20 protein-coding genes are annotated in these 21,385 nt (G+C 41.3%); 2 read left to right on the top strand and 18 right to left on the bottom strand.

Annotated elements, in window-relative coordinates; all coding sequences use genetic code 11:
- Positions 1-36: 36 nt before the first annotated feature.
- From F607_RS0105150 to pncC, 6 genes are all read right to left on the bottom strand, one after another.
- Entirely contained in the window at positions 37-1,542 is a 1,506-nt protein-coding gene (locus F607_RS0105150; RefSeq protein WP_027707221.1) for a multicopper oxidase domain-containing protein, read from the bottom strand.
- 31 nt (positions 1,543-1,573) lie between these two features.
- Positions 1,574-3,160 (bottom strand): multicopper oxidase family protein, encoded by a 1,587-nt coding sequence (locus tag F607_RS28220; protein WP_051310926.1) that lies wholly within the window; start codon positions 3,158-3,160, stop codon positions 1,574-1,576.
- Between the two features lie 136 nt (positions 3,161-3,296).
- The gene (locus tag F607_RS0105140; protein WP_027707220.1) at positions 3,297-3,809 is read right to left on the bottom strand and encodes a DUF6702 family protein; all 513 of its coding nucleotides are present in this window, start codon (positions 3,807-3,809) and stop codon (positions 3,297-3,299) included.
- A gap of 474 nt (positions 3,810-4,283) precedes the next feature.
- Positions 4,284-4,727 carry a regulatory protein RecX gene (locus F607_RS0105135; RefSeq protein WP_051310924.1) on the bottom strand — a complete coding sequence of 148 codons (444 nt, stop codon included), beginning with the start codon at positions 4,725-4,727 and terminating at the stop codon, positions 4,284-4,286.
- An 89-nt stretch (positions 4,728-4,816) separates the two neighbouring features.
- On the bottom strand, positions 4,817-5,884 hold the full coding sequence (gene recA / locus F607_RS0105130) for a recombinase RecA (protein WP_027707218.1): 1,068 nt from the start codon (positions 5,882-5,884) through the stop codon (positions 4,817-4,819).
- Positions 5,885-6,198: 314 nt separating this feature from the next.
- Complete coding sequence (pncC, locus tag F607_RS0105125; protein WP_027707217.1) at positions 6,199-6,696, bottom strand: nicotinamide-nucleotide amidase; 498 nt, start codon at positions 6,694-6,696, stop codon at positions 6,199-6,201.
- Positions 6,697-6,896: 200 nt separating this feature from the next.
- On the opposite strand from pncC, the gene mutS reads away from it, so the two are divergent.
- On the top strand, positions 6,897-9,536 hold the full coding sequence (gene mutS, locus F607_RS0105115; RefSeq protein WP_027707216.1) for a DNA mismatch repair protein MutS: 2,640 nt from the start codon (positions 6,897-6,899) through the stop codon (positions 9,534-9,536).
- Positions 9,537-9,818: 282 nt separating this feature from the next.
- Positions 9,819-10,142 (top strand): ferredoxin FdxA, encoded by a 324-nt coding sequence (gene fdxA / locus F607_RS0105110; RefSeq protein ID WP_027707215.1) that lies wholly within the window; start codon positions 9,819-9,821, stop codon positions 10,140-10,142.
- 168 nt (positions 10,143-10,310) lie between these two features.
- On the opposite strand, the gene rpoS is transcribed toward fdxA, so the two are convergent.
- The 12 genes from rpoS to F607_RS0105050 form a co-directional block, all read right to left on the bottom strand.
- Positions 10,311-11,333 (bottom strand): RNA polymerase sigma factor RpoS, encoded by a 1,023-nt coding sequence (gene rpoS, locus F607_RS0105105; RefSeq protein WP_407704217.1) that lies wholly within the window; start codon positions 11,331-11,333, stop codon positions 10,311-10,313.
- An 88-nt stretch (positions 11,334-11,421) separates the two neighbouring features.
- Positions 11,422-12,222, bottom strand: coding sequence for a peptidoglycan DD-metalloendopeptidase family protein (locus F607_RS0105100; RefSeq protein WP_211233596.1), 801 nt, complete (start codon positions 12,220-12,222; stop codon positions 11,422-11,424).
- Between the two features lie 178 nt (positions 12,223-12,400).
- Positions 12,401-13,315, bottom strand: coding sequence for a polyprenyl-phosphate transporter (locus F607_RS0105095; protein WP_038290148.1), 915 nt, complete (start codon positions 13,313-13,315; stop codon positions 12,401-12,403).
- A 74-nt stretch (positions 13,316-13,389) separates the two neighbouring features.
- On the bottom strand, positions 13,390-14,052 hold the full coding sequence (locus F607_RS0105090; RefSeq protein WP_027707211.1) for a protein-L-isoaspartate(D-aspartate) O-methyltransferase: 663 nt from the start codon (positions 14,050-14,052) through the stop codon (positions 13,390-13,392).
- On the bottom strand, positions 14,049-14,798 hold the full coding sequence (gene surE, locus F607_RS0105085) for a 5'/3'-nucleotidase SurE (RefSeq protein ID WP_027707210.1): 750 nt from the start codon (positions 14,796-14,798) through the stop codon (positions 14,049-14,051). Before surE ends, F607_RS0105090 begins: the two co-directional genes overlap by 4 nt.
- Positions 14,795-15,850, bottom strand: coding sequence for a tRNA pseudouridine(13) synthase TruD (gene truD / locus F607_RS0105080; protein ID WP_027707209.1), 1,056 nt, complete (start codon positions 15,848-15,850; stop codon positions 14,795-14,797). The genes surE and truD overlap by 4 nt, the downstream gene beginning before the upstream one ends.
- Entirely contained in the window at positions 15,847-16,320 is a 474-nt protein-coding gene (gene ispF / locus F607_RS0105075) for a 2-C-methyl-D-erythritol 2,4-cyclodiphosphate synthase (RefSeq protein ID WP_027707208.1), read from the bottom strand. The genes truD and ispF overlap by 4 nt, the downstream gene beginning before the upstream one ends.
- Positions 16,311-17,027, bottom strand: a complete 717-nt coding sequence (gene ispD / locus F607_RS0105070) for a 2-C-methyl-D-erythritol 4-phosphate cytidylyltransferase (RefSeq protein WP_027707207.1) — start codon at positions 17,025-17,027, stop codon at positions 16,311-16,313. The genes ispF and ispD overlap by 10 nt, the downstream gene beginning before the upstream one ends.
- 23 nt (positions 17,028-17,050) lie before the next feature.
- Positions 17,051-17,323, bottom strand: coding sequence for a cell division protein FtsB (gene ftsB, locus F607_RS0105065; RefSeq protein ID WP_027707206.1), 273 nt, complete (start codon positions 17,321-17,323; stop codon positions 17,051-17,053).
- A gap of 187 nt (positions 17,324-17,510) precedes the next feature.
- Entirely contained in the window at positions 17,511-18,800 is a 1,290-nt protein-coding gene (gene eno / locus F607_RS0105060; RefSeq protein WP_027707205.1) for a phosphopyruvate hydratase, read from the bottom strand.
- A gap of 42 nt (positions 18,801-18,842) precedes the next feature.
- Positions 18,843-19,688: a 3-deoxy-8-phosphooctulonate synthase gene (kdsA, locus tag F607_RS0105055; protein WP_027707204.1), complete on the bottom strand. Its 846-nt coding sequence runs from the start codon at positions 19,686-19,688 to the stop codon at positions 18,843-18,845.
- 18 nt (positions 19,689-19,706) lie between these two features.
- Positions 19,707-21,338 carry a CTP synthase gene (locus F607_RS0105050; protein WP_027707203.1) on the bottom strand — a complete coding sequence of 544 codons (1,632 nt, stop codon included), beginning with the start codon at positions 21,336-21,338 and terminating at the stop codon, positions 19,707-19,709.
- Positions 21,339-21,385 lie beyond the last annotated feature (47 nt).

Genomic DNA, 21,385 nt, shown 5'->3' with positions numbered 1-21,385 from the left:
GTAAGCTTTCTTTTACAGCAATTCAAAAAACTCTTATTATAAATGCTCAATTACTGAAAATTGACCAATTTTACTAACACCCTGTTCATCCATACTTACCAGATGATATAAATAAGGAACATGGTACTTCAAGCTCGTCGAATTATAGGCAGCTTGAAACTGGTTTACACCGTGCCGATATGTAGTCGTATTAAAACTAATGAGTATCTTCATTTTATGTAATTCTTTTTTTTCACTTCCTATTGTAACAGTATCCTGCCATCCACAACTTTCAGGAGGAATACCATTTATACTCACTACTAGAAATGAAGCCCCATGGATATGAAAGGAGTAATTTCCCTTTACTTCTACCTCCCATACTTCATCTTTATCACGAACAATAGCACTCTCAATTTCATTCATATTGAATACTGTGTTTTGAAGTATATTTTTTTTTGTTGTTTCGATTTCATCTGTTGATATCTTTTTTGCTACTGGTAATGTATCTACTAGATTAAAGTTAACACTTAGACTATTATGCCTCAACTTATTAGGTAATACTGTTTCAGTACAGGCAACATCTTCAACCAACACTTTTAGTGCAAGAACTGATAAATCATTCCAAAAACTATCCACAATGTTAAGTGCAATATTTTGCTGTTTTTCTTCAATTAACAACATAAGCTCGCAACGCTGACCTGGTGCTATACTGGCTTTTTGCATTGCAATGGGAGCATTCAGCATTCCGCCATCTGTTGCGATTTGGTAAAAAGTTGAGCCATGAGTAAAAGAAAAATCCAATACTCGGCTTTGTGTAGCATTTAAAATCCGAAAACGAACCCAGCCAGGTGAAACAGTAATATATGGTTTAACAGTGCCATTGATAACTAGAGTGTTTCCCCTGTAACGTGTATTGAGATCGAATATTTCCTTACCTTCACTATCAAAGTTTTTATCCTGAATAATTAGAGGAATATCATCCAGACCATATGTGACAGGCATATTCAAAGACTTATTGCTTTCATCTTCAATAATTATAAGACCCACATAGCCTAAGTACATCTGTTGCACACCCAGTTCATAACCTAATGGGTGATACCAACAGGTAGCCGCTTCTTGCTGGATATGTAGTGTAGTGTTCCAACTTTCTCCAGGATTTATCAACTGGTGAGGACTGCCATCAACACTTCCTGGAATATGCAAGCCATGCCAGTGAGTCATAGTTTCTTCATTGGTTAGGTTTTTAATTGATAATTCAACAACATCACCACGTTTCACTTTTATCGTCGGACCTAAGTAATCTAGCTGATGCTGAGATGAAGATAAACCTATAGAAGATGACGCAATATTATGAAAAAAGCTATGCGTTTTGTTTTGGATCGTTAAGACTGGTAAACTATAAAAATCAGAAAATGGATCATTCAGCATTGGAGGAATATACAGTAAATTATCACTCTCATTTAATACTACCTCGTACTCAAGATCATCTTTTTTTAAACCTGAATACAAAACACCCAGTGCGCCAACGCCAGACGCAACAGTTAAAAACTGACGTCGATCCATTCCTTCACCTTATAAATTCATGTTTAATTTTTTAGGCTTCATCATATACTATAAACTGCCCCATCATGCCTTTATCTTCATGCTCAAGTAAATGGCAGTGATACATATAGGGGAAATGATACCTCAACTCTTTTTGGTCTTTTAAGCCACTAATATTCCGATTAGTACCATCAGCACGAAAGGTTGTATGATCGAATTTTACTAAAATTTTTGCTGTGTAATATTTTCCTACAGGAGTACCAGGCTCTGGTAATGGTAATACTACTGTATCTTTCCAGCCTTTGAACTCATCAGGAGGAGGCTCATCATCAATTGCCATGATAAGAAATGAACAACCATGAACGTGAAAGGGGTGTCCTCCTCGCAGTGACTTAACCTCCCAAACTTCATGAACACCACGAGGAACAAATTCATTTATAACTTTCATGTCATAGGCTTTATTATTTATATACATTTCCGTTAGAGTACTATTGCTACTTAAATCAAAAGACCTGGATATAACTTGAGGTGCTGATTTAATTTCTTCCTCCCAGTTGATCGACTTTTTCCTCAAGCGCGATGGTAATGTAGCAGGCAGTTCAAAATTATCTTCAATCGCCAGTCGCATAATATTAACAAACAAGTCACCACCGCTAGTATCAACTACGATCGTTTTAGCCATTAGATCGATAATAGCTCCACCATCCTGTGACAGATCAATCATAATTTCAGCGCGCTCACCTGAGTACAACGTAAGTTGATTAATTTGTACTGGTTGGTTTAAAAAACCACCATCTCCTGCAATAACATAAAAGCTTCGTCCATCCTTAAAGTAAAAGTCAAAGTGCCTATCATTAGCACCATTTAATATTCTTAAACGCACCCAGCCTGGGTTTACTTTACAATATGGATTTATCGTACCATTCACTAATATACTATCTCCTAAAAAGATAGGACCACCTCTTAAGTCATAAATTTGCTCAAAATTAGTATTAAAAAGCTTGTCATGAACAATAACTGGAATTTCATTAACTCCATAAATATCAGGAATTCCCAAAAAAGCACTATGAGTATCTTCTATCAAAAACAAACCTGCATGGCCAAAATAAACATGTTCTGCAGTTTTGCCACATGTATGATCATGATACCAGCAAGTAGCTGCTTCTTGACGAACAGGCATGGTTATATTCCAAGTTTCACCTGGCTGAATCATTTGATGGGGCCCACCATCTAAACGACCAGGTATATGCAGTCCATGCCAATGATTTGTAACAGGTTCTTGTCGTAAATTGACAATTGAAAAATCTACAACATCTCCTCGTTTAACTTTAATAGTTGGGCCAAAATATGAGCAGTGATACTGTAAAGTTGAAAGTCCTGTAGCAGGAGATTTTTTTCCAGGATAAAATTCATGGAGTGTATCTTGTACATATAGCGTTGGCATACGATAACGTTTAGCGTAAGGGTTATACAATAACGGTGGTATATATAAAGGATTATATTCTGAAATGAGTTTTTTTTGCTGATAATTAAGCCCTTCGGATGATCCTGAAGAACTTAATGCAGATAGGCCTACAGAGCTAAATGCTAATCCTGATGATAGTGTGGCTCCATATTTAATAAAGTTTCTGCGATCCATTGCATTTCCTTTTCTAACTTTAAAATTCAAGTTTTAAGGCAGTTATTTATAATAAAACCACCCTATTAAAATCATTTAAAGCTCAACGTAATAGTTACCAACAACTTACATCGAGCCAAGAAAAACCTTTCTTACATTATTCACCAGAATCATTAAGCACTTTATACTTAAAATTATTTTTCTTTGACAGAATTACTTTTTCTTTTTTATATTTTGACTTTAATAGAACCACATTTTGCTGATTTCGAGTCTCAGACATAGCTGTTATTTTGATCTCTAAATCACTAATTTCCTTTGGCATATTAAGCATATTAATACTAATATTCGTTTCATGGCTACCCAATCGAACATCATTTACATTTAACGCAATATTTTCGCCCCTAACCTTTATGCTCATTTTTTTCAACAAATACAAACCCAATAGTTTCTTTTTCTCTTCCATATTTGATTTACTATAACGCGATTCACCATAATAATTTTGTAATGCAATATCTACTCCCTGCCGCGCAAACGAACCATAAATATAGCCAGAGCCTGGTGAAAGTGTTATTTTGTAGAATGAAATAAAACTTGTGTGAGGGTAAGCCGTTTGACTTAAAAAAGAGAAAACTAATAAAGCAATTGCTTTATATATTGCATTATAGAGCATTTTTAAATCCTTTTATTTTACACCCCACCAGTCGAGAGCAGACTATAAGACACCTTATACCATCTGTTCTATTTTCTTATTTTTATTTATATTGTTAGCAGAATAACAATACTGAAGACATCAATTATGACAACTCTTTTTTTGTCTTATTTTGTCGCAACTCTTTATCTTTTCTATAAAAAAGCCACTACTTTATAGCAGTCAAACATCCAATTTTACTACTTATTAAAATAGACAATCAGACGTTACTGTTCTTAGAATAGACTAATTAACCCACGTAAAATGTAATAATATGTACCAATATACAACTAGTCATTTTTAAATTTATGGCGAAATATAGCCTTCCCTAAGCTATTTTGGCTATTTACTAATCATTATAAAGAAATCCGCTCTTGTATTCCGGCAGGTACTAATAATGAACCAAAAGCTGGGTAAGTCTGTTTTTAAAGAGTCAGGGAATAGAGGTGTAATTTGTTATTCTCTGTTCAACACACATCGAATAATATCGTATGAAAAGCCTCTATACTGTAAGAAACGTATTTGCTTGGTTTTTTCATTATCATTTTTAGGAATAGATGAAAACTTTCTTTGCCAGGCAAGAAACGCAACCTCTTCCCAGTCTGGCTCTTGCTCTTCCAGTGTTTGCTCTATCATTTCGACAGTAAATCCACGGGCACGCATGTCCTGACGGATACGCAGAGGTCCATGGCCTCTATCTATACGCTGTCTAACAAACGATGCTGCAGCACGATGGTCATCCAGCCAGCCTTTCTCAAGTAATTGTTCAATCACTTGCTGGATAAGGTTTTCATCTGTTGTTTTTTTTCGAAGTCGGGAAGCTAGTTCAGCTACAGAAAAATCGCGACAAGCCAACAGGGTTAGTGCTGACTGTCGCAGAACGGCGAGAGAAATGGTCATACAATACGGGTGTAAACTGTTTGTTGAAACGCTGGGTATACCCTTTGTGTACGGGTATACCTTCTATACATAGTTAGCTGATAATAAAATTAATCCGTGGTTGCCTTTGATTTTCCTTTCTTATCTTTGCTCGCGGGTTCAATGGCTTCTTGAGGTGAATCCTCGCTGGCGAGTGTGTCATGCTTCTGACGTATTTTTTTCTCGATTTCCCAAGCAATTTCAGGATTATCTTCTAAGAACTGCGCTGCATTCGCTTTTCCTTGGCCAATCTTGCTGCCATTGTAGGAGTACCAAGCACCCGCTTTATCAACAAGGCCATCTTTAACACCCAGGTCAATTACTTCACCCATATGATAAATGCCTTTGCCATAGAGAATTTGGAATTCAGCCTGACGGAAAGGAGGAGAAACCTTATTTTTAACGACTTTTACTCGGGTTTCATTACCGATCACTTCTTCGCCCTGCTTGACTGAACCCGTACGGCGGATATCTAAACGCACAGAAGCATAAAATTTAAGTGCATTACCCCCCGTTGTAGTTTCAGGGTTACCAAACATGACACCAATTTTCATCCGGATCTGGTTGATGAAAATTACAAGACAGTTTGCCTGCTTAATATTGCCAGTAATTTTCCTTAGGGCTTGCGACATAAGGCGAGCTTGCAGACCCACATGCGCATCACCCATCTCGCCTTCAATTTCAGCTTTAGGCGTTAATGCAGCGACCGAGTCAACAATAATGACATCAACTGCACCTGAACGAACCAACATGTCGGTAATTTCAAGTGCTTGCTCACCCGTGTCAGGCTGAGACACATAAAGGTTATCAACACTCACACCTAGCTTGCGGGCATATTCAGGGTCAAGAGCATGCTCAGCATCAACAAAGGCACAGGTCGCCCCTTGTTTTTGCGCCTCGGCAATCACTTGTAGTGTTAATGTTGTTTTACCTGAAGACTCAGGTCCATAGATTTCAACGATACGTCCTTTTGGTAAGCCACCAATACCCAGAGCAATATCTAAACCCAATGAGCCTGTTGAAATGGCAGGGATAGCTTCTTGTTCATGATCACCCATCCGCATGATGGCACCTTTCCCAAACTGTCGTTCAATTTGAGAAACTGCAGCGGCTAAGGCTTTTTTCTTGTTGTCATCCATCAAATCACACCTCGTGAAGCAAAAGGACGAAACAGGCGAGAAACACCAATACTGTATATATATTCAGTATTATGTCATAGATTTCCCATTCCGCCTAGTATAAAACAGTATTTTTTTTAACTGGCCCATTTCTCTATTGACTACCTACCCGCAAGCATAACGCTCATAGCTTATAAGTTAGAGAAAGTTTTTAATGAGACAATTACAGTATGAAAGAAGTCAGGTTGTTCATTATATAACTCTATGCATTCAACAAAAGCGAAATCCAGCTAGCCTTGGTAAATTGCGACAACCCAAGAGTGACAACAGTGACCTCAATTCCTTAACCGATCCATGATGCCCATAAGTGCTGCCAGCACCGCACGTTGACGTATTTGTCGACGATCGCCGCTAAACTCAAAGCATTTTGTTAATGTCTGACGACCAGCAGCTGACCAGGCAACCCAAACCGTACCAACCGGCTTGTCTTGACTGCCACCAGCGGGTCCAGCAATGCCACTGATCGCAATCGCGAGGTCTGCCCGAGTGCGCTGCAAAACACCTTCCGCCATTTGTACCACAACAGGCTCACTGACAGCGCCAAACTCCTCTAATGTTGTCAGCGAAACCCCTAACATTTGCTGTTTCGCCTCATTTGAGTAAGTCACAAAGCCTCCCTCAAACCACGCAGAACTTCCTGGTACTGCAGTGACTGCTTGAGCCACCCATCCACCTGTACAAGACTCGGCCGTGGCCAGCATCAACTCACTTTGTTTAAGCGCTTGCCCGACTGTTTCAGCAAGTACAAATGCTTGATCTTCAAATGTTTCCATATATCCACCACCAAAATACGACAGCTACTCTTTACCCACACTAAATGGTATACCGTTGAGAATTTTATTGGTGCAACCTCTATTCAAAACAAAGACTTTTGTCATTATTAACAAAAGTCGGTTGTCAGTGACTGATAAACCCTTAAAATCCATTTCTATTATCTGTTTTCCCATGTGAGCAAAAAGACCATTTGTTATCAATGACTAAAGTAAAGCAACAACAGGCTCAACACACCCCCATGATGCAACAATACCTGAAGATAAAACAGCAGCACCGCGAAGAGCTGGTGTTTTATCGAATGGGGGATTTTTATGAATTATTCTACGATGATGCTAAAAAAGCCGCACACTTGTTGGATATCACATTAACTGCACGAGGCCAATCTGCTGGAGAACCTATCCCAATGGCAGGTATACCCTTCCATTCGGTCGATGGTTATTTGGCAAAACTCGTCAAATTAGGTGAATCTGTCGCCATCTGTGAGCAAGTGGGCGACCCTGCAACCAGTAAAGGACCCGTAGAACGTAAAGTCGTCCGTATTTTAACCCCTGGTACCATCAGTGACGAAGCTCTACTTGAAGAGCGACAAGATAATTTACTGGCAGCTCTTCACTGTCACGAATCAACCTATGGAGTGGCAACATTAGACATCAGTAGTGGCCGTTTTCATGTTACCGAGTTAACAGGGTTTGAGGCAGCTCAGGCAGAACTGCAACGCCTGTCTCCTGCTGAGATTTTGGTCAGTGAAGACAAAGACTATGAGTCCCTTTTACAACCCTATAAAGGGTTAAGAAAACGTGCTCCTTGGGATTTTGACTATGAATCAGCCTATCAACAGCTCACTCACCAGTTCGGTACACAAGACCTGGCTGGCTTTGGTTGTGAGCACCTATCAATAGCCATTGAAGCGGCCGGCTGCCTGTTACAATATGCAAAAGAAACTCAGCGTACAGCACTGCCTCACTTGCGTGCGCTCCATGTCGACCGTCATGAAGACAGTGTTATTCTTGATGCAGCCACACGCCGCAATTTAGAAATTACTACCAACCTGGCAGGTAGCCAGGACAATACTCTACTTTCAGTCATGGATCGTACGGCTACCGCCATGGGCAGCCGACTGCTTAACCGCTGGCTTAATCGGCCGCTGCGTGACCACAACACGCTCACGCTTAGGCAGCAAACCATAACTGCACTGCTAGAAAACTATCACTACGAAGGAATTCACCAAACACTAAAGCAAATTGGTGACATAGAGCGTATATTAGCGCGAATAGCCCTTCGTTCTTCACGCCCTCGAGACCTGGCGCGGTTACGGGATGCACTTGCCGTATTACCCGATTTACAACACCTGCTGCAAGCTATTAATGGTGGCCAAATCGACCAGCTTGCTGCTCAAATCAGTACTTATCCTGAACTGGTCGATTTGCTGCAACGAGCCATCATTCCTAACCCACCAGTGGTCATTCGTGACGGTGGTGTGATTGCCGAAGGCTATGACAGTGAGCTGGATGAGCTACGAGCTATCAGTGAAAATGCTGGGGATTACCTCATTAAGCTTGAAACAGAGGAACGGCAAAAAACCGGCATTAGTACACTTAAAGTAGGGTATAACAGGGTACACGGCTATTTTATTGAAATCAGCCGTCAACAGGCAGAGCAAGCACCAACTCACTATATACGCCGACAAACCTTAAAAAATGCTGAGCGTTTTATTACCCCAGAGCTAAAGACTTTTGAAGATAAAGCATTAAGCAGTAAGAGTCGTGCATTAGCGAGGGAAAAGCAGTTATATGAACAGCTGATAGAAACTTTAGCCTCAGAGTTAGCGCCACTGCAAGAAACTGCAGCTACCCTGGCAACCCTTGATGTAATCAATAACCTGGCTGAACGAGCAGAAACCTTAAACTTCTGTAAGCCAACATTTACTGATATTCCAGGGCTTAGCATCGAAGAAGGCCGTCACCCTGTGGTTGAGCAGGTATTAGATGAGCCTTTTGTCGCTAACAGTACTGCACTATCAAACGATCGTCGTATGTTGATTATTACTGGTCCCAACATGGGCGGTAAATCGACTTATATGCGACAAACTGCGCTTATTACCCTGTTGGCACATATTGGAAGCTTTGTACCAGCCACCAAAACAGAACTCAGTATTGTTGACCGCATTTTCACCCGAATTGGCTCATCTGATGACCTGGCTGGTGGTAGATCAACCTTTATGGTGGAGATGACTGAAACAGCCAATATTCTAAACAATGCGACACCTAATAGTTTAGTGCTAATGGATGAAATTGGCCGGGGCACCAGTACCTTTGATGGTTTGTCCTTAGCCTGGGCCTGCGCATCACATTTAGCAGAGCAGGTACAAGCATTTACACTGTTTGCAACTCACTACTTTGAGCTGACAGCTCTCCCAGAGGCGCATCACAATGTCGCAAATGTTCACCTCAATGCAACTGAGCACAATGAACGTATTGTGTTTCTGCATACGGTTCATGATGGTCCTGCCAACCAAAGCTATGGCTTACAAGTCGCGCAACTTGCAGGCGTACCTCATACGGTTATAGGTTTAGCCAAAGAGAAGCTGCATCAGCTGGAAGCAGAGTCGCACCCCCACCAACAGGCAGCAGCTATACCACAACCCGCCACACCAACTGTAACAACGCATGAAGAAGCATCTAAGCCCATAGCTAAGCGCAAAAAAGTTGAGCCTATTCAGTCTGACTTATTTGCAACTGAGCCTCACCCAGTCATTGCTAAATTGGAAAAGCTGAATATCGATGATATGACGCCACGCCAAGCACTGGATATGTTGTATCAAATAAAGGAGCAGCTATAGTTACTGCAAATAGTCCGTATTATCCCCTTTCATTCTGGGTATAGTACGTCATCACGTTTATAACCCTTCGTAGAGTTTTCTTAGCATACTACACGAAGGGTACAGCATTAAACGTATTGTTTTATAAGCTTTTAAGCACATTTAATTCATTTAGCTATAAATTTAGTGTAAATTCATCTAGAAAAAACTGCTTATAAGCAACGATTATCTATATTGTCTTTTTAATAACTGATAAACTAACTTTCTGTCGGTTAGCCTGATTATTGATGGAGTAAAACACCCATGGCATTTGTAGTTGGCGAAAACTGCATCAAGTGCAAATACACGGATTGCGTTGAAGTCTGCCCCGTTGACTGTTTCTATGAAGGACCTAACTTTTTAGTCATTCATCCCGATGAATGCATAGATTGTGCATTATGTGAACCCGAATGTCCTGCAAATGCCATCTTTGCAGAGGATGAAATACCTGAAGATCAGGAGCACTTTAAAGAACTCAACGCAGAATTAGCGGAAGTGTGGGATAACATTACAGAAAAAAAAGATGCGCTTTCAGATGCTGATGACTGGAATGGGGTTGAAGGAAAACTTTCATACTTAGAGCGTTAAAGTTATTTTGCCCTACACTCTAGACATATTATCGGCACTACATTTTTAATTATTTTTATATGTATATTTATTAAAAAATATGCGCACTTATTTTTTAATATTTTTACGCCCCAATAAAAAACCGGGTAGTATTACCCGGTTTTTTATTGGAAACACAGCTGTCAATCACTAACTAAATAATGCGTCACTTGATAAACCCTGCTTTTCCAAAATGACTCTTAAACGCTTAAGCGCTTCAACTTGTATTTGACGCACACGTTCTCGCGTCAAACCAATTTCCCGCCCTACTTCCTCCAAGGTACTTGTTTCATAGCCTCTAAGACCAAAACGACGCGCAATGACTTCTCTTTGTTTTTCCGAAAGCTCACCTAGCCATTTATCAATACTACTGTTTAAGTCTGTTTCTTGTAAGACTTGAGCCGGGTCCGCATCATTTTCATCGGAAATAGTGTCTAGTATTGATTTATCAGAATCAGGTCCTAATGGTGTATCCACCGAAGACACACGTTCATTTAAACCTAACATTCGTTTTACATCATCAACCGGCTTATCCAATAAATCAGCAATTTCTTCTGGTGATGGCTCATGATCCAATTTTTGTGTTAATTCACGTGCAGCACGTAAATAAACATTCAACTCTTTAACCACATGAATGGGTAAGCGAATTGTTCGGGTTTGATTCATTATCGCCCGCTCGATCGTTTGACGAATCCACCATGTAGCATAAGTCGAAAAACGAAAGCCTCGTTCAGGATCAAATTTTTCTACAGCACGTATAAGTCCTAAATTACCTTCTTCAATAAGATCCAGGAGCGTTAACCCACGATTAACATAGCGTCGTGAGATTTTTACAACTAAACGCAAATTACTTTCAATCATGCGCCGTCGACCCGCCTCATCACCTTTGAGTGCTAATCGGGCATAATGAACTTCTTCTTCAGGGGTTAATAATGGAGAATATCCTATTTCATTTAAATAAAGTTGGGTCGCATCCAGACTTTTATAAAATCCCTCCTCATCCTCATTCTTTTTAGCCGCCGTAGCTGACCGGTTTTGACTGGAACTGGATTTACTCTCTTCTGCCTCAAATGACTCATTATCATCAGCTTCATCAAATTCATCAGGAACTTGAATCAATTCATGCTCGTATTCGGAAAATTCAGTGTTTTCCCTTTTTAGCGCCATAGTCATAAATCCTGCGTCTGGTTAGGTTGATATAATTATTGTTGTCTATCCATGACACACTGATTAACTCGCAGTACATGGGTTAAGATAGTTATTATTTCGGCAAATACTTCAGCGGGTTTACAGGTTTGCCTTTATTTTTATGGCGAATCTCAAAATGTAGTATCGCTTTAGCACTACCATTACTACCCAATTCTGCGATTTTTTGTCCCATTTTTACCCGGTCGCCTTCCTTGACTGCTAATGATTTTATATGTCCGTAGGTGCTTAAATATTTACTGTTATGTTCAATTATTATTAATTTTCCATACCCCAGCGGACTACTTCCCGCATAAATTACTTTTCCTTCGGCCGCTGAACTTACAGGCTGACCTAATTTTGCCTCAATATCAATACCCTTGTTAACCTTACCTTTTGTAGTAAATTGTGAAACAACTTTTCCACTCACAGGCCACTGCCACCTAAGGTTAGCTACGGATGACACTTTTTTAGTATTTAGTTTTCCAGTTGTTTTTTTGACAGGTTCACTCTTTGTTTTGTTTACAACAGTCGTTTGTTTTATTACTTTTGGCTCCTTTTTCTTAACCACTGACTTTATTTTTGACTGTTCAAATAAAATTCGCTGTCGAGGATAAATAGTATAAGGAGGCAGAATATTGTTGGCGTTTGCTAACGCTCTATAGTCCCACCCATAATGAGCTGCAATTGAGTAGAGGGTTTCGCCTGGTTTCACGATATGAAACCCAGATGTTACTTTTGGTCTTTGATTACGATCTGCTACTGGCGCATAGGGTCCACCCGAAATACACCCTTGCAATAAAATGAAGCACATCACAATAAAAATGCGATAACAAAAAACGGCAATTTTTTGACTGGTCAACGTCACAATTTTCACCTGAGATGGCTCGGTAAAACGAAAATGTTACAGTAATTATTATTCCATAACAAAATAAACAAAATTAGCCCTACGATAAAAAAGTCTAAAAAACTCATTTTTTTGAACTTCATCAACAAAAAATAGAACAAATATTCCATTCTTTGTATTATTAAAACCAACCACTGGTCACCCCAAGCTAGCCATGGGTCGGGCTTCTTAGACGATCTAAACTTATGACCAAAATGATGGCTGTAACCATGAGAATGATGGCTAGCACTAGTGAGCCTGACTGACCAGTTATTGTCTCATAGGCGAAAGGGGAAACATTTTTTTGTAAAAAAGGAACTTCATGCCCTTCACTATTTAAGCGCATACTTTCGGTGACTTTCCAGGGCCAAACTTTATTGAGTGAGCCCATCATTAACCCAGTTAAAAAGGCAAATGTTATATCTCTTACATTTTTTAATAACCATGCCAAAACATTAGAAAATAATAATAACCCTGTCACACAACCTAAACCAATCGTCGCTATGGTAAGTATGTTTAATGACTTTATGGCATCAATTACAGGGGCATACAAACCCAGCAAAAGTAAAATAAAACTACCTGATACCCCAGGTAAAATCATGGCACATACGGCAATTGCGCCACCGATAAAGAAATGCAAATAATCTGCAGATAAGGTAATGGGCGTGGCAACAGTGATCCAAAACGCAAACACTGTTCCAGAAATAGCACTCACTAAACTAGAGAGCCGCCAACGCTCAATTTGCCGAATAATAAAAAAAGCAGATACTATAATAAGTCCGAAAAAAAACGACCAAAGTTGTACAGGGTAATTTAGTAAAAAATAACCAATTACTTGGGAAAACGAGAAAATACTAACCAAAATACCTAACAAAAGCGTAAAAATAAATGAGCCATTAATATATTCCCAAGCGGCTTTCCACCCATCATTAAATAAATGACGAAGTGCTTGGTGATTTACCCGGCGAACAGATTCGATAAGCTGATCATAAATGCCGGTAATAAATGCTATGGTTCCTCCGGAAACGCCTGGCACAATGTCGGCTGCCCCCATGGCCATGCCTTTTAAAAATAACAACAGCATAATAAAGAACCTTTAATAAAATAACTGTTTCTCTCTGATTAAAAAAAGGCTAGCCCTAATTGCTTAGATATCCATTACACCGCACCTGGCAATAATGGCACAAACCTAACAGGTGCCAGCATACGTTGGGTTATTCCAGTAGACGTCTTCGTTAACAGAACTAACTGTTGCTCATAACTCTGACCAATGGGTATGACCATGCGCCCCCCATCAGCAAGCTGATCTATTAGCTTTTCTGGTACATCTTCAGGAGCCGCTGTCACGATAATGCCGTCATAAGGCGCATACCCTGGCCAGCCTTCAAATCCATCCCCATAGCGAAAACGTACGTTCCTGACGCTTAACTGTCGAAGTTTCTGCTCTGCTTTTCTTTGCAATGATTTTATCCTTTCAACAGAAAACACCTGAGAGCAAAGCTGAGATAAAATAATGGTCTGATAACCAGACCCTGTACCAATTTCCAAGACCTTTTCTAATGGCCCAGACTGCCGCAATGCCTCAGTCATTTTGGCCACAATATAGGGCTGCGAAAGGGTTTGGCTATAACCAATAGGTAATGCCGTGTCTTCATAAGCGCGATGGGAAAGGGCTTCATCAACAAACAAGTGTCGAGGAACCTCACGCATAACCTCTAACACGCGTTCATCTCGAATTCCCTCTTGTTGCAAACGCCGAATAAGACGTTCTCGAGTACGTTGGGAAGTCATGCCAATCCCGGCAACATCCAACTTTTTCACAAAATCTCCTCCAACCAGCTCCCTACATGTGAAAACACCTGGTAATGTGTTTTATCAATTTGTAATGGGGTTACTGAGACGTAGCCATCCTTTACGGCATGGAAATCCGTCCCTTCTCCAGCATCTTCACCTTTACCCACCACAGAAATCCAGTATCCCTCTTTGCCTCTGGGATCAGTTTGCTTAACAGGTTTTGCGGCTCTTGCCCTATGACCCAGCCTGGTGAGTTGAATACCCTTTATTTCTGTACGAGGGCAGTCAGGTACATTGACATTAAGAATACTGCGAGGGGGTAAAACTAAAGCATCAATATTAGCCACTAACTGATGTACAACATATGCTGCTGATTCTAAATTAGCGGCAGAACGGCTACAGAGAGAAACGGCAATAGCAGGTGTAGCTAAAAAACGCCCTTCTAAAGCAGCTGCGACAGTACCTGAATACAGTACATCATCGCCAAGATTGGCACCCAGATTTATACCACTAATGACCATATCAGGCTCTTGAGGTAACAGGCCATTTATCCCCAAATGAACACAGTCAGTAGGTGTACCATTTAAGCTGATAAAACCGTTGGTTAAGCGGGTGGGACGCAAAGGTTTATCGAGTGTTAAGGCACTACTGGCTCCACTACGATCCTGATCAGGTGCCACCACATCACACTGCCCAAACTGCGATATAGTCTCATAAAGTGCCAATAAACCAGGTGCAAAAACCCCATCATCATTAGCTAATAAAAACTTCATGTTATCTGATAATCCCCCCACTCCACTAACTCACGAATGACTGTGGTTGCAAACAACCCTTTGGCCAAGAAAAAGTTCAGTTCTAAACAGTCTTCACTAGGCCATGACCAGCTCAACTGCTTAGGCAGCAGAACAAGACTCCGACGTTGTTGCTTCAATCCAGCATGAACCAAGCCATCCGCAAACAAAGATACTGACTGTGCTATAGTCTTTTCCATTGTGGCTACTTCATGGGCTGTTAGTAGCTCCCCCTCTCCCCACAGTGGACCTGTAGCAAATAGCTCACCTGCTGCAAAGCACTTAAGAATAGCATCATCAATTGCATCCGCTTTAATTATGGTGTTACCGTCATTAAACTGTAGTACATCACCTGATAAGTATTGATTCCAGCTATGGTCTGCAACTCGACTAGCCAATACCTTATTAAACAGTACTGATCTTGCAGTTGAAAGCAATATGCTCCGCTTGTTAGGTGACATACGTGATAACGTTTGTTTGATAAAGCTTTCTTCAGCTGCTCGAATATTATCACCAGCAATACCAAAACGTTGCTCACCAAAATAATTGGGGACGCCTTGCTTCTTGATTATATCTAGCCTTTGCTCAAGACTTTGCTTTTCAGGAAATTCACCATATAAGCGAATATGAAATTCATTACCCTCATGAGTCCCTCGCTTCAGCTTACGGTGATGCCGTACAGCCCTTTCAATCTCAACGCCAGGCACCTTAAATAAACCCCAGTCCACCTCTTTTTTGATTGGAAAAGGTAAAGAAAACCACTGACGGGTAACCGCATGTCGATCTTTAAGGCCACAATAGCTGACCTGTCGTTTATTAATACCTAAAAATCGAGCGAGCTGGTCTGCAACCCATACTGTGTTTTGTCCCGTCTTTTTCACGAGCAAACAAAAGTGTTCTCCTTGACCTGAGGGTTCAAACCCTAGCACTTCATTAACAATAAAGTCTTCAGGAGAGGCTTTAAAACGAACTGTACAAAAAGGTCCACCATAGGCAAATGGTAAAGACTCAAGGGTTATTTGTTTATCTGTCATATCGATTTCAACAATACAACGGCATGTGCCGCAATACCTTCTTTACGCCCAGTAAAGCCCAATTTTTCTGTTGTTGTAGCCTTGACATTGATGCACCCAGGCAATACTCCTACATCAGCAGCAATATTGTTTTGCATTTGAGAAATATAAGCCGCCATTTTTGGAGCTTGTGCAATAATTGTCAGGTCTGCGTTACCCACTTCCCAACCCTTTGCCTTTAACTGTGACATCACATTAGCCAACAAATGGCGACTATTTGCATTAGCAAATGCCGGGTCAGTATCCGGAAAGTGACGACCAATATCGCCTAATCCTGCAGCACCTAATAAGGCATCGCATAGCGCATGGAGAAGCACATCACCATCCGAATGAGCCATTAATCCCTGGTGGTAAGGAATCGTTACTCCCCCCAATACAATAGCATCACCATCGCCAAATCGGTGCACATCATAGCCATGACCTATTCGCATGGTATCCCCTGTTGCTGTAAGTAAAATGCGGCTAGTGCCAAATCAGCAGGCCGTGTAATCTTAATATTATCTTCAGCACCTTCCACCATTAACAGTTGAAAGCCTGCATGTTCAATGGCAGAAGCCTCATCCGTTATGTCTTTTGCGTCACTTGCTAATGCCTGTTGCAAACTATCGAACAGTAACTGAAAACGAAACATTTGTGGTGTAAATGCTCGCCATAACAAATGGCGATCTACCGTTTGCTTAATAACACCCTGTTCACTGGTACGTTTGATGGTATCAACCACAGGTACACCCAATATACCACCTACAGGGTGATCACTTAGCGTTGTAATAAGTTGTTGTAAGTCGCTATGACGAATGCAAGGCCGAACCACATCATGTACCAATACCCAGTCATTTTCACTAGCCTGCGTCTGCAGCTTGTTTAAGCCTGCTAAGACTGAGTCTGCCCGCTCTTTTCCACCAACAACTTTGATAATGTTTGGCTCATCAAAAATAGAAAGCTGTTCTGCATAGGGATCATCGTCTGCCAAAGCAACAATAATCTTGGTAAACAGCGGAAATTTCAGTAGTCGACGTAATGTATGTTCCAGAATGGTGTATTGTCCAAGCTGCAGATATTGCTTTGGACATTGCTGCCCCATTCGCTTACCAACCCCTGCAGCTGGCACAATAACCCAATATTGAATGCTGTTTTGCATAGATTTTAAAACGTGAAAGGAGTTTATGGGCTGGGAATTTGGTAAAAAACTTCGCCGCGTTTAATCATACCCAGCTCAAAGCGGGCATGCTCTTCAATGGTCTCCAAGCCATTTTGCAGCTCAACCACTTCCGCTTCCAAAATGCGGTTACGGTGTTTAAGGCGCTGGTTTTCTAGACGCTGTTGACTAATGTGCTGTTTAGTTTGCCACCATCGGCTAACACTGCTATCACCCAACCATAGCTGGTATTGCAGTATTACAAACAACACAATTAAAACATAGTTAAGCCGCTTCATGTTTCATTAGTTGATCTTTTGCTCAACGAAGCAAGACAGTTTACCTGATTTTTTCCTGATAAGGTTATCGCAGACGCAGATTTTTACAATAAATCCAATAATCAGAGAAAGGTCAAAATATCCACTTTATAAAAAAAGGGAAACAGTTGTTTCCCTTTTTTTATATAACGCATGTTGAGTCAATTGCTTATGCTTTAAACTCAGCACGGCCTTTGTAAGGTGCTTTAGCGCCCAATACTTCTTCAATACGAAGCAGTTGATTGTACTTAGCCACACGATCAGAACGGCATAGTGAACCGGTTTTGATCTGGCCAGCCGCAGTACCTACAGCTAAGTCAGCAATCGTAGCATCTTCAGTTTCACCACTACGATGAGAAATCACAGCAGTGTAACCAGCATCTTTCGCCATTTTGATTGCATCTAAGGTTTCAGATAGAGAACCAATCTGGTTGAACTTGATTAGGATTGAGTTAGCAATGCTCTTATCAATACCTTCTTTCAAAATCTTGGTATTGGTTACAAATAAGTCGTCACCAACGAGTTGAACTTTATCACCAATTTTTTGAGTCAATACAGCCCAGCCATCCCAGTCACTTTCATCCATACCATCTTCAATAGAGATGATTGGGTATTTTTGTGAAAGCTCAGCAAGGTAATCAGCAAAACCTTCAGAGTCAAAGGCTTTACCTTCACCACTCAGGTCATATTTACCTTCTTTGTAGAACTCAGAAGAAGCACAGTCCAGTGCTAATGTCACGTCTTCACCCAGTTTGAAACCAGCTTTGCTGACAGCTTCAGCAATAACTTCTAATGCCGCTTCATTGGATGGCAGGTTAGGTGCAAAACCACCCTCATCACCTACAGCTGTGTTCAAACCACGCTCTTGCAATACTTTCTTCAAAGTATGGAAGATTTCAGCACCATAACGTAATGCTTCAGCAAAGGTAGGCGCGCTCACTGGCTGAATCATGAACTCTTGGATATCAACGTTATTATCAGCGTGCTCACCACCATTAAGAATGTTCATCATTGGTACAGGCATAGAGTAAACACCCGCTGTACCATTGATTTCGGCAATGTGCTGATACAAAGGTATTTTTTTCTCAACTGCTGCTGCTTTCGCGTTAGCCAAAGATACTGCCAAAATTGCATTAGCACCAAAGTTGGACTTGTTCTCAGTACCGTCCAGATCAATCATAATTTTATCGATTTCACGCTGGTTGGTGGCATCTTTACCAAGTAGCGCAGGACGAATTTTTTCATTAATAGCAGCAACGGCTTTTAAAACACCTTTGCCCAGGTAACGTGACTTATCACCATCACGTAACTCTAATGCTTCACGAGAACCGGTTGATGCACCAGAAGGCGCACACGCGCTACCTAAAGCGCCAGATGCCAAGATAACATCGGCTTCTACAGTCGGATTACCACGAGAATCCAACACCTCACGCGCTTTAATATCAACTATTTCAGCCATACCTTTTTAAACTCCAACGATTAAATTTACAGGTGAAAAAACTTATTGGGTATTCAGTGGCTCAAAGCTTTTAACCAATTCATCTAGAGCCTTCATTTGCTTAAGGAAAGGCTCTAGCAGAGAAAGACGCAGCGCTGACGGCCCATCACATTTTGCATGATTAGGATCAGGGTGCGTTTCTAAGAATAGACCCGCAATGCCTGTTGCGATACCAGCACGAGCCAATTCAACGACTTGCTCTCTGCGTCCACCAGCCGAATCACTTCGACCTCCAGGTTGCTGCAATGAGTGGGTAACATCAAATATCACCGGGTAGTTAAACTGCTTCATAACGCCAAAGCCAAGCATATCAACCACCAGATTGTTATACCCAAAGCAAGAGCCACGCTCGCATAAAATCAGTTTGTCGTTCCCTACTTGCTCACACTTAGTAAGGATGTGTTTCATCTCATGTGGCGCCAAAAATTGTGCTTTTTTAATATTAATAACAGCACCTGTCTCAGCCATGGCTACAACTAAGTCAGTTTGTCGAGAAAGAAAGGCCGGTAGCTGAATAACATCAGCAACTGCAGCGGCAGGTTTAGCTTGCTCAGGCTCATGGACATCGGTAATAACAGGAATACCAAATGTACTTTTCACCTCTTGCAGAATTTTCAGCCCTTCATCAAGCCCTGGGCCACGAAAAGAAGTAACAGAAGAGCGATTGGCTTTATCAAAAGAGGCTTTAAATACATAAGGAATACCGAGCTTTTCGGTCGCCTGAACAAAAATTTCTGCAATTTGCAGTGCCAGGTCTCGAGACTCAAGCACATTCATTCCACCAAACAGCACCATTGGGCACTGATTACCCACCTGCACATTGCCGACGGAGATTACTTTTTGTGTCATGGTGTAGATCCCCCTTACTTATTCTTTACCAGCTTGTTTAGCCAGTGCTGCTTGAATGTAATGTGTAAACAGACCATGGCCATCACGAGGTGTCGATGTAAATTCAGGGTGAAACTGACAAGCGACATACCAAGGATGGTCTGGTACTTCAACGATTTCTACTAAAGACTTATCCGCAGACCGCCCAGAAATAACCAGGCCTGCTTGCTCTAACTGAGGTAAATAATTGTTGTTTACTTCATAACGGTGACGGTGACGCTCACGAATAACGCTTTGCCCATAGGCTTGCTGAACTTTTGTTCCTTCTGTCAGCAGACAATCTTGAGCGCCAAGGCGCATTGTTCCACCAAGATCTGACTCTTCACCACGCTGCTCAACCGAACCATCACGGTTTAGCCACTCGGTAATCAAACCTATAACAGGGTGTGCACAGTTTGGCTCAAACTCAGTGGAGTAGGCTCCTTCAAGACCCGCGACATGCCGTGCATACTCAATAACAACAACCTGCATTCCCAAACAGATACCTAAGAAGGGCACGCCATTTTCACGGGCATAACGAGCCGCCATGATTTTGCCTTCAACCCCTCGCTGACCAAAGCCTCCTGGGATTAAAATCGCATCCATTTGCGCAAGTACATCAATGCCATCACGCTCAAGCTGTTCAGCATCAATAAACTTAAAATTAATTTTGGTGCGTGTTTTCAAGCCAGCGTGCTTAATTGCTTCAATCAAAGACTTGTAAGCATCGAGTAAGTCCATGTACTTACCCACCATTGCTAAGTTTATTTCGTGCAATGGATTTTTCTCTGCATCAATAACTGCTGACCACTCACTTAAATCTGCCGGATTACATTGGAGATTAAAGCGCTCCACAATAATATTATCCAAGCCCTGTTTATGGAGCATGCTAGGAATACGGTAGATCGTGTCTGCATCTTCTAAGGAAATAACAGCTCGCTCTTCTACGTTAGTGAATAGCGCAATTTTGCGACGAGCTGAGGCATCTATATGGTGATCTGATCGACAAACCAGAATGTCTGGCTGCAGACCAATTGAGCGTAACTCCTTAACAGAGTGCTGAGTTGGCTTGGTTTTTGTTTCACCAGCTGTGGCAATATAAGGCACAAGCGTTAAATGCATCAACAACGCTCGACTTGTTCCCAGCTCAACTTTTAGCTGGCGAATCGCTTCTAAAAAGGGTTGTGATTCAATATCACCAACCGTACCGCCCACTTCGACCAAGGCAACATCAACATCACCAGCACCTTCAATCACTCTGCGTTTAATTTCATCAGTGATATGAGGAATTACCTGAACCGTTGCTCCCAGGTAGTCACCACGACGCTCTTTACGTAAAACATCTTGATAAATACGGCCAGTGGTAAAGTTATTACCCTGTTTCATGGTGGTACGAATGAAGCGCTCATAATGACCTAAGTCCAGGTCAGTCTCAGCACCATCATCTGTGACGAAGACTTCTCCATGCTGATAGGGACTCATAGTACCTGGATCAACATTGATATAAGGGTCTAACTTCAGCATGGTAACCTTCAGCCCTCGAGCTTCTAAAATAGCGGCTAGAGAAGCGGCTGCTATGCCTTTACCAAGCGAAGAAACAACACCACCTGTGACGAATATATAGCGCGTCATGAAGAACCTGTAGATTTTCAGAAAAGTTGCGGTTTATGACCAAGGAG

It is taken from the genome of Zooshikella ganghwensis DSM 15267 (genome assembly GCF_000428585.1).
Taxonomy (GTDB): Bacteria; Pseudomonadota; Gammaproteobacteria; order Pseudomonadales; family Zooshikellaceae; genus Zooshikella; species Zooshikella ganghwensis.
This window is presented reverse-complemented; position numbering and strand designations above follow the sequence as displayed.

Excerpts from the sequence above, each read along its gene's own strand:
- F607_RS0105150 (WP_027707221.1), bottom strand. The coding sequence starts at position 1,542 with ATGGATCGACGTCAGTTTTTAACTGTTGCGTCTGGCGTTGGCGCACTG.
- F607_RS28220 (WP_051310926.1), bottom strand. The coding sequence starts at position 3,160 with ATGGATCGCAGAAACTTTATTAAATATGGAGCCACACTATCATCAGGA.
- F607_RS0105140 (WP_027707220.1), bottom strand. The coding sequence starts at position 3,809 with ATGCTCTATAATGCAATATATAAAGCAATTGCTTTATTAGTTTTCTCT.
- F607_RS0105135 (WP_051310924.1), bottom strand. The coding sequence starts at position 4,727 with ATGACCATTTCTCTCGCCGTTCTGCGACAGTCAGCACTAACCCTGTTG.
- recA (WP_027707218.1), bottom strand. The coding sequence starts at position 5,884 with ATGGATGACAACAAGAAAAAAGCCTTAGCCGCTGCAGTTTCTCAAATT.
- pncC (WP_027707217.1), bottom strand. The coding sequence starts at position 6,696 with ATGGAAACATTTGAAGATCAAGCATTTGTACTTGCTGAAACAGTCGGG.
- mutS (WP_027707216.1), top strand. The coding sequence starts at position 6,897 with ATGACTAAAGTAAAGCAACAACAGGCTCAACACACCCCCATGATGCAA.
- fdxA (WP_027707215.1), top strand. The coding sequence starts at position 9,819 with ATGGCATTTGTAGTTGGCGAAAACTGCATCAAGTGCAAATACACGGAT.
- rpoS (WP_407704217.1), bottom strand. The coding sequence starts at position 11,333 with ATGACTATGGCGCTAAAAAGGGAAAACACTGAATTTTCCGAATACGAG.
- F607_RS0105095 (WP_038290148.1), bottom strand. The coding sequence starts at position 13,315 with ATGCTGTTGTTATTTTTAAAAGGCATGGCCATGGGGGCAGCCGACATT.
- surE (WP_027707210.1), bottom strand. The coding sequence starts at position 14,798 with ATGAAGTTTTTATTAGCTAATGATGATGGGGTTTTTGCACCTGGTTTA.
- truD (WP_027707209.1), bottom strand. The coding sequence starts at position 15,850 with ATGACAGATAAACAAATAACCCTTGAGTCTTTACCATTTGCCTATGGT.
- ispF (WP_027707208.1), bottom strand. The coding sequence starts at position 16,320 with ATGCGAATAGGTCATGGCTATGATGTGCACCGATTTGGCGATGGTGAT.
- ispD (WP_027707207.1), bottom strand. The coding sequence starts at position 17,027 with ATGCAAAACAGCATTCAATATTGGGTTATTGTGCCAGCTGCAGGGGTT.
- ftsB (WP_027707206.1), bottom strand. The coding sequence starts at position 17,323 with ATGAAGCGGCTTAACTATGTTTTAATTGTGTTGTTTGTAATACTGCAA.
- eno (WP_027707205.1), bottom strand. The coding sequence starts at position 18,800 with ATGGCTGAAATAGTTGATATTAAAGCGCGTGAGGTGTTGGATTCTCGT.
- kdsA (WP_027707204.1), bottom strand. The coding sequence starts at position 19,688 with ATGACACAAAAAGTAATCTCCGTCGGCAATGTGCAGGTGGGTAATCAG.
- F607_RS0105050 (WP_027707203.1), bottom strand. The coding sequence starts at position 21,338 with ATGACGCGCTATATATTCGTCACAGGTGGTGTTGTTTCTTCGCTTGGT.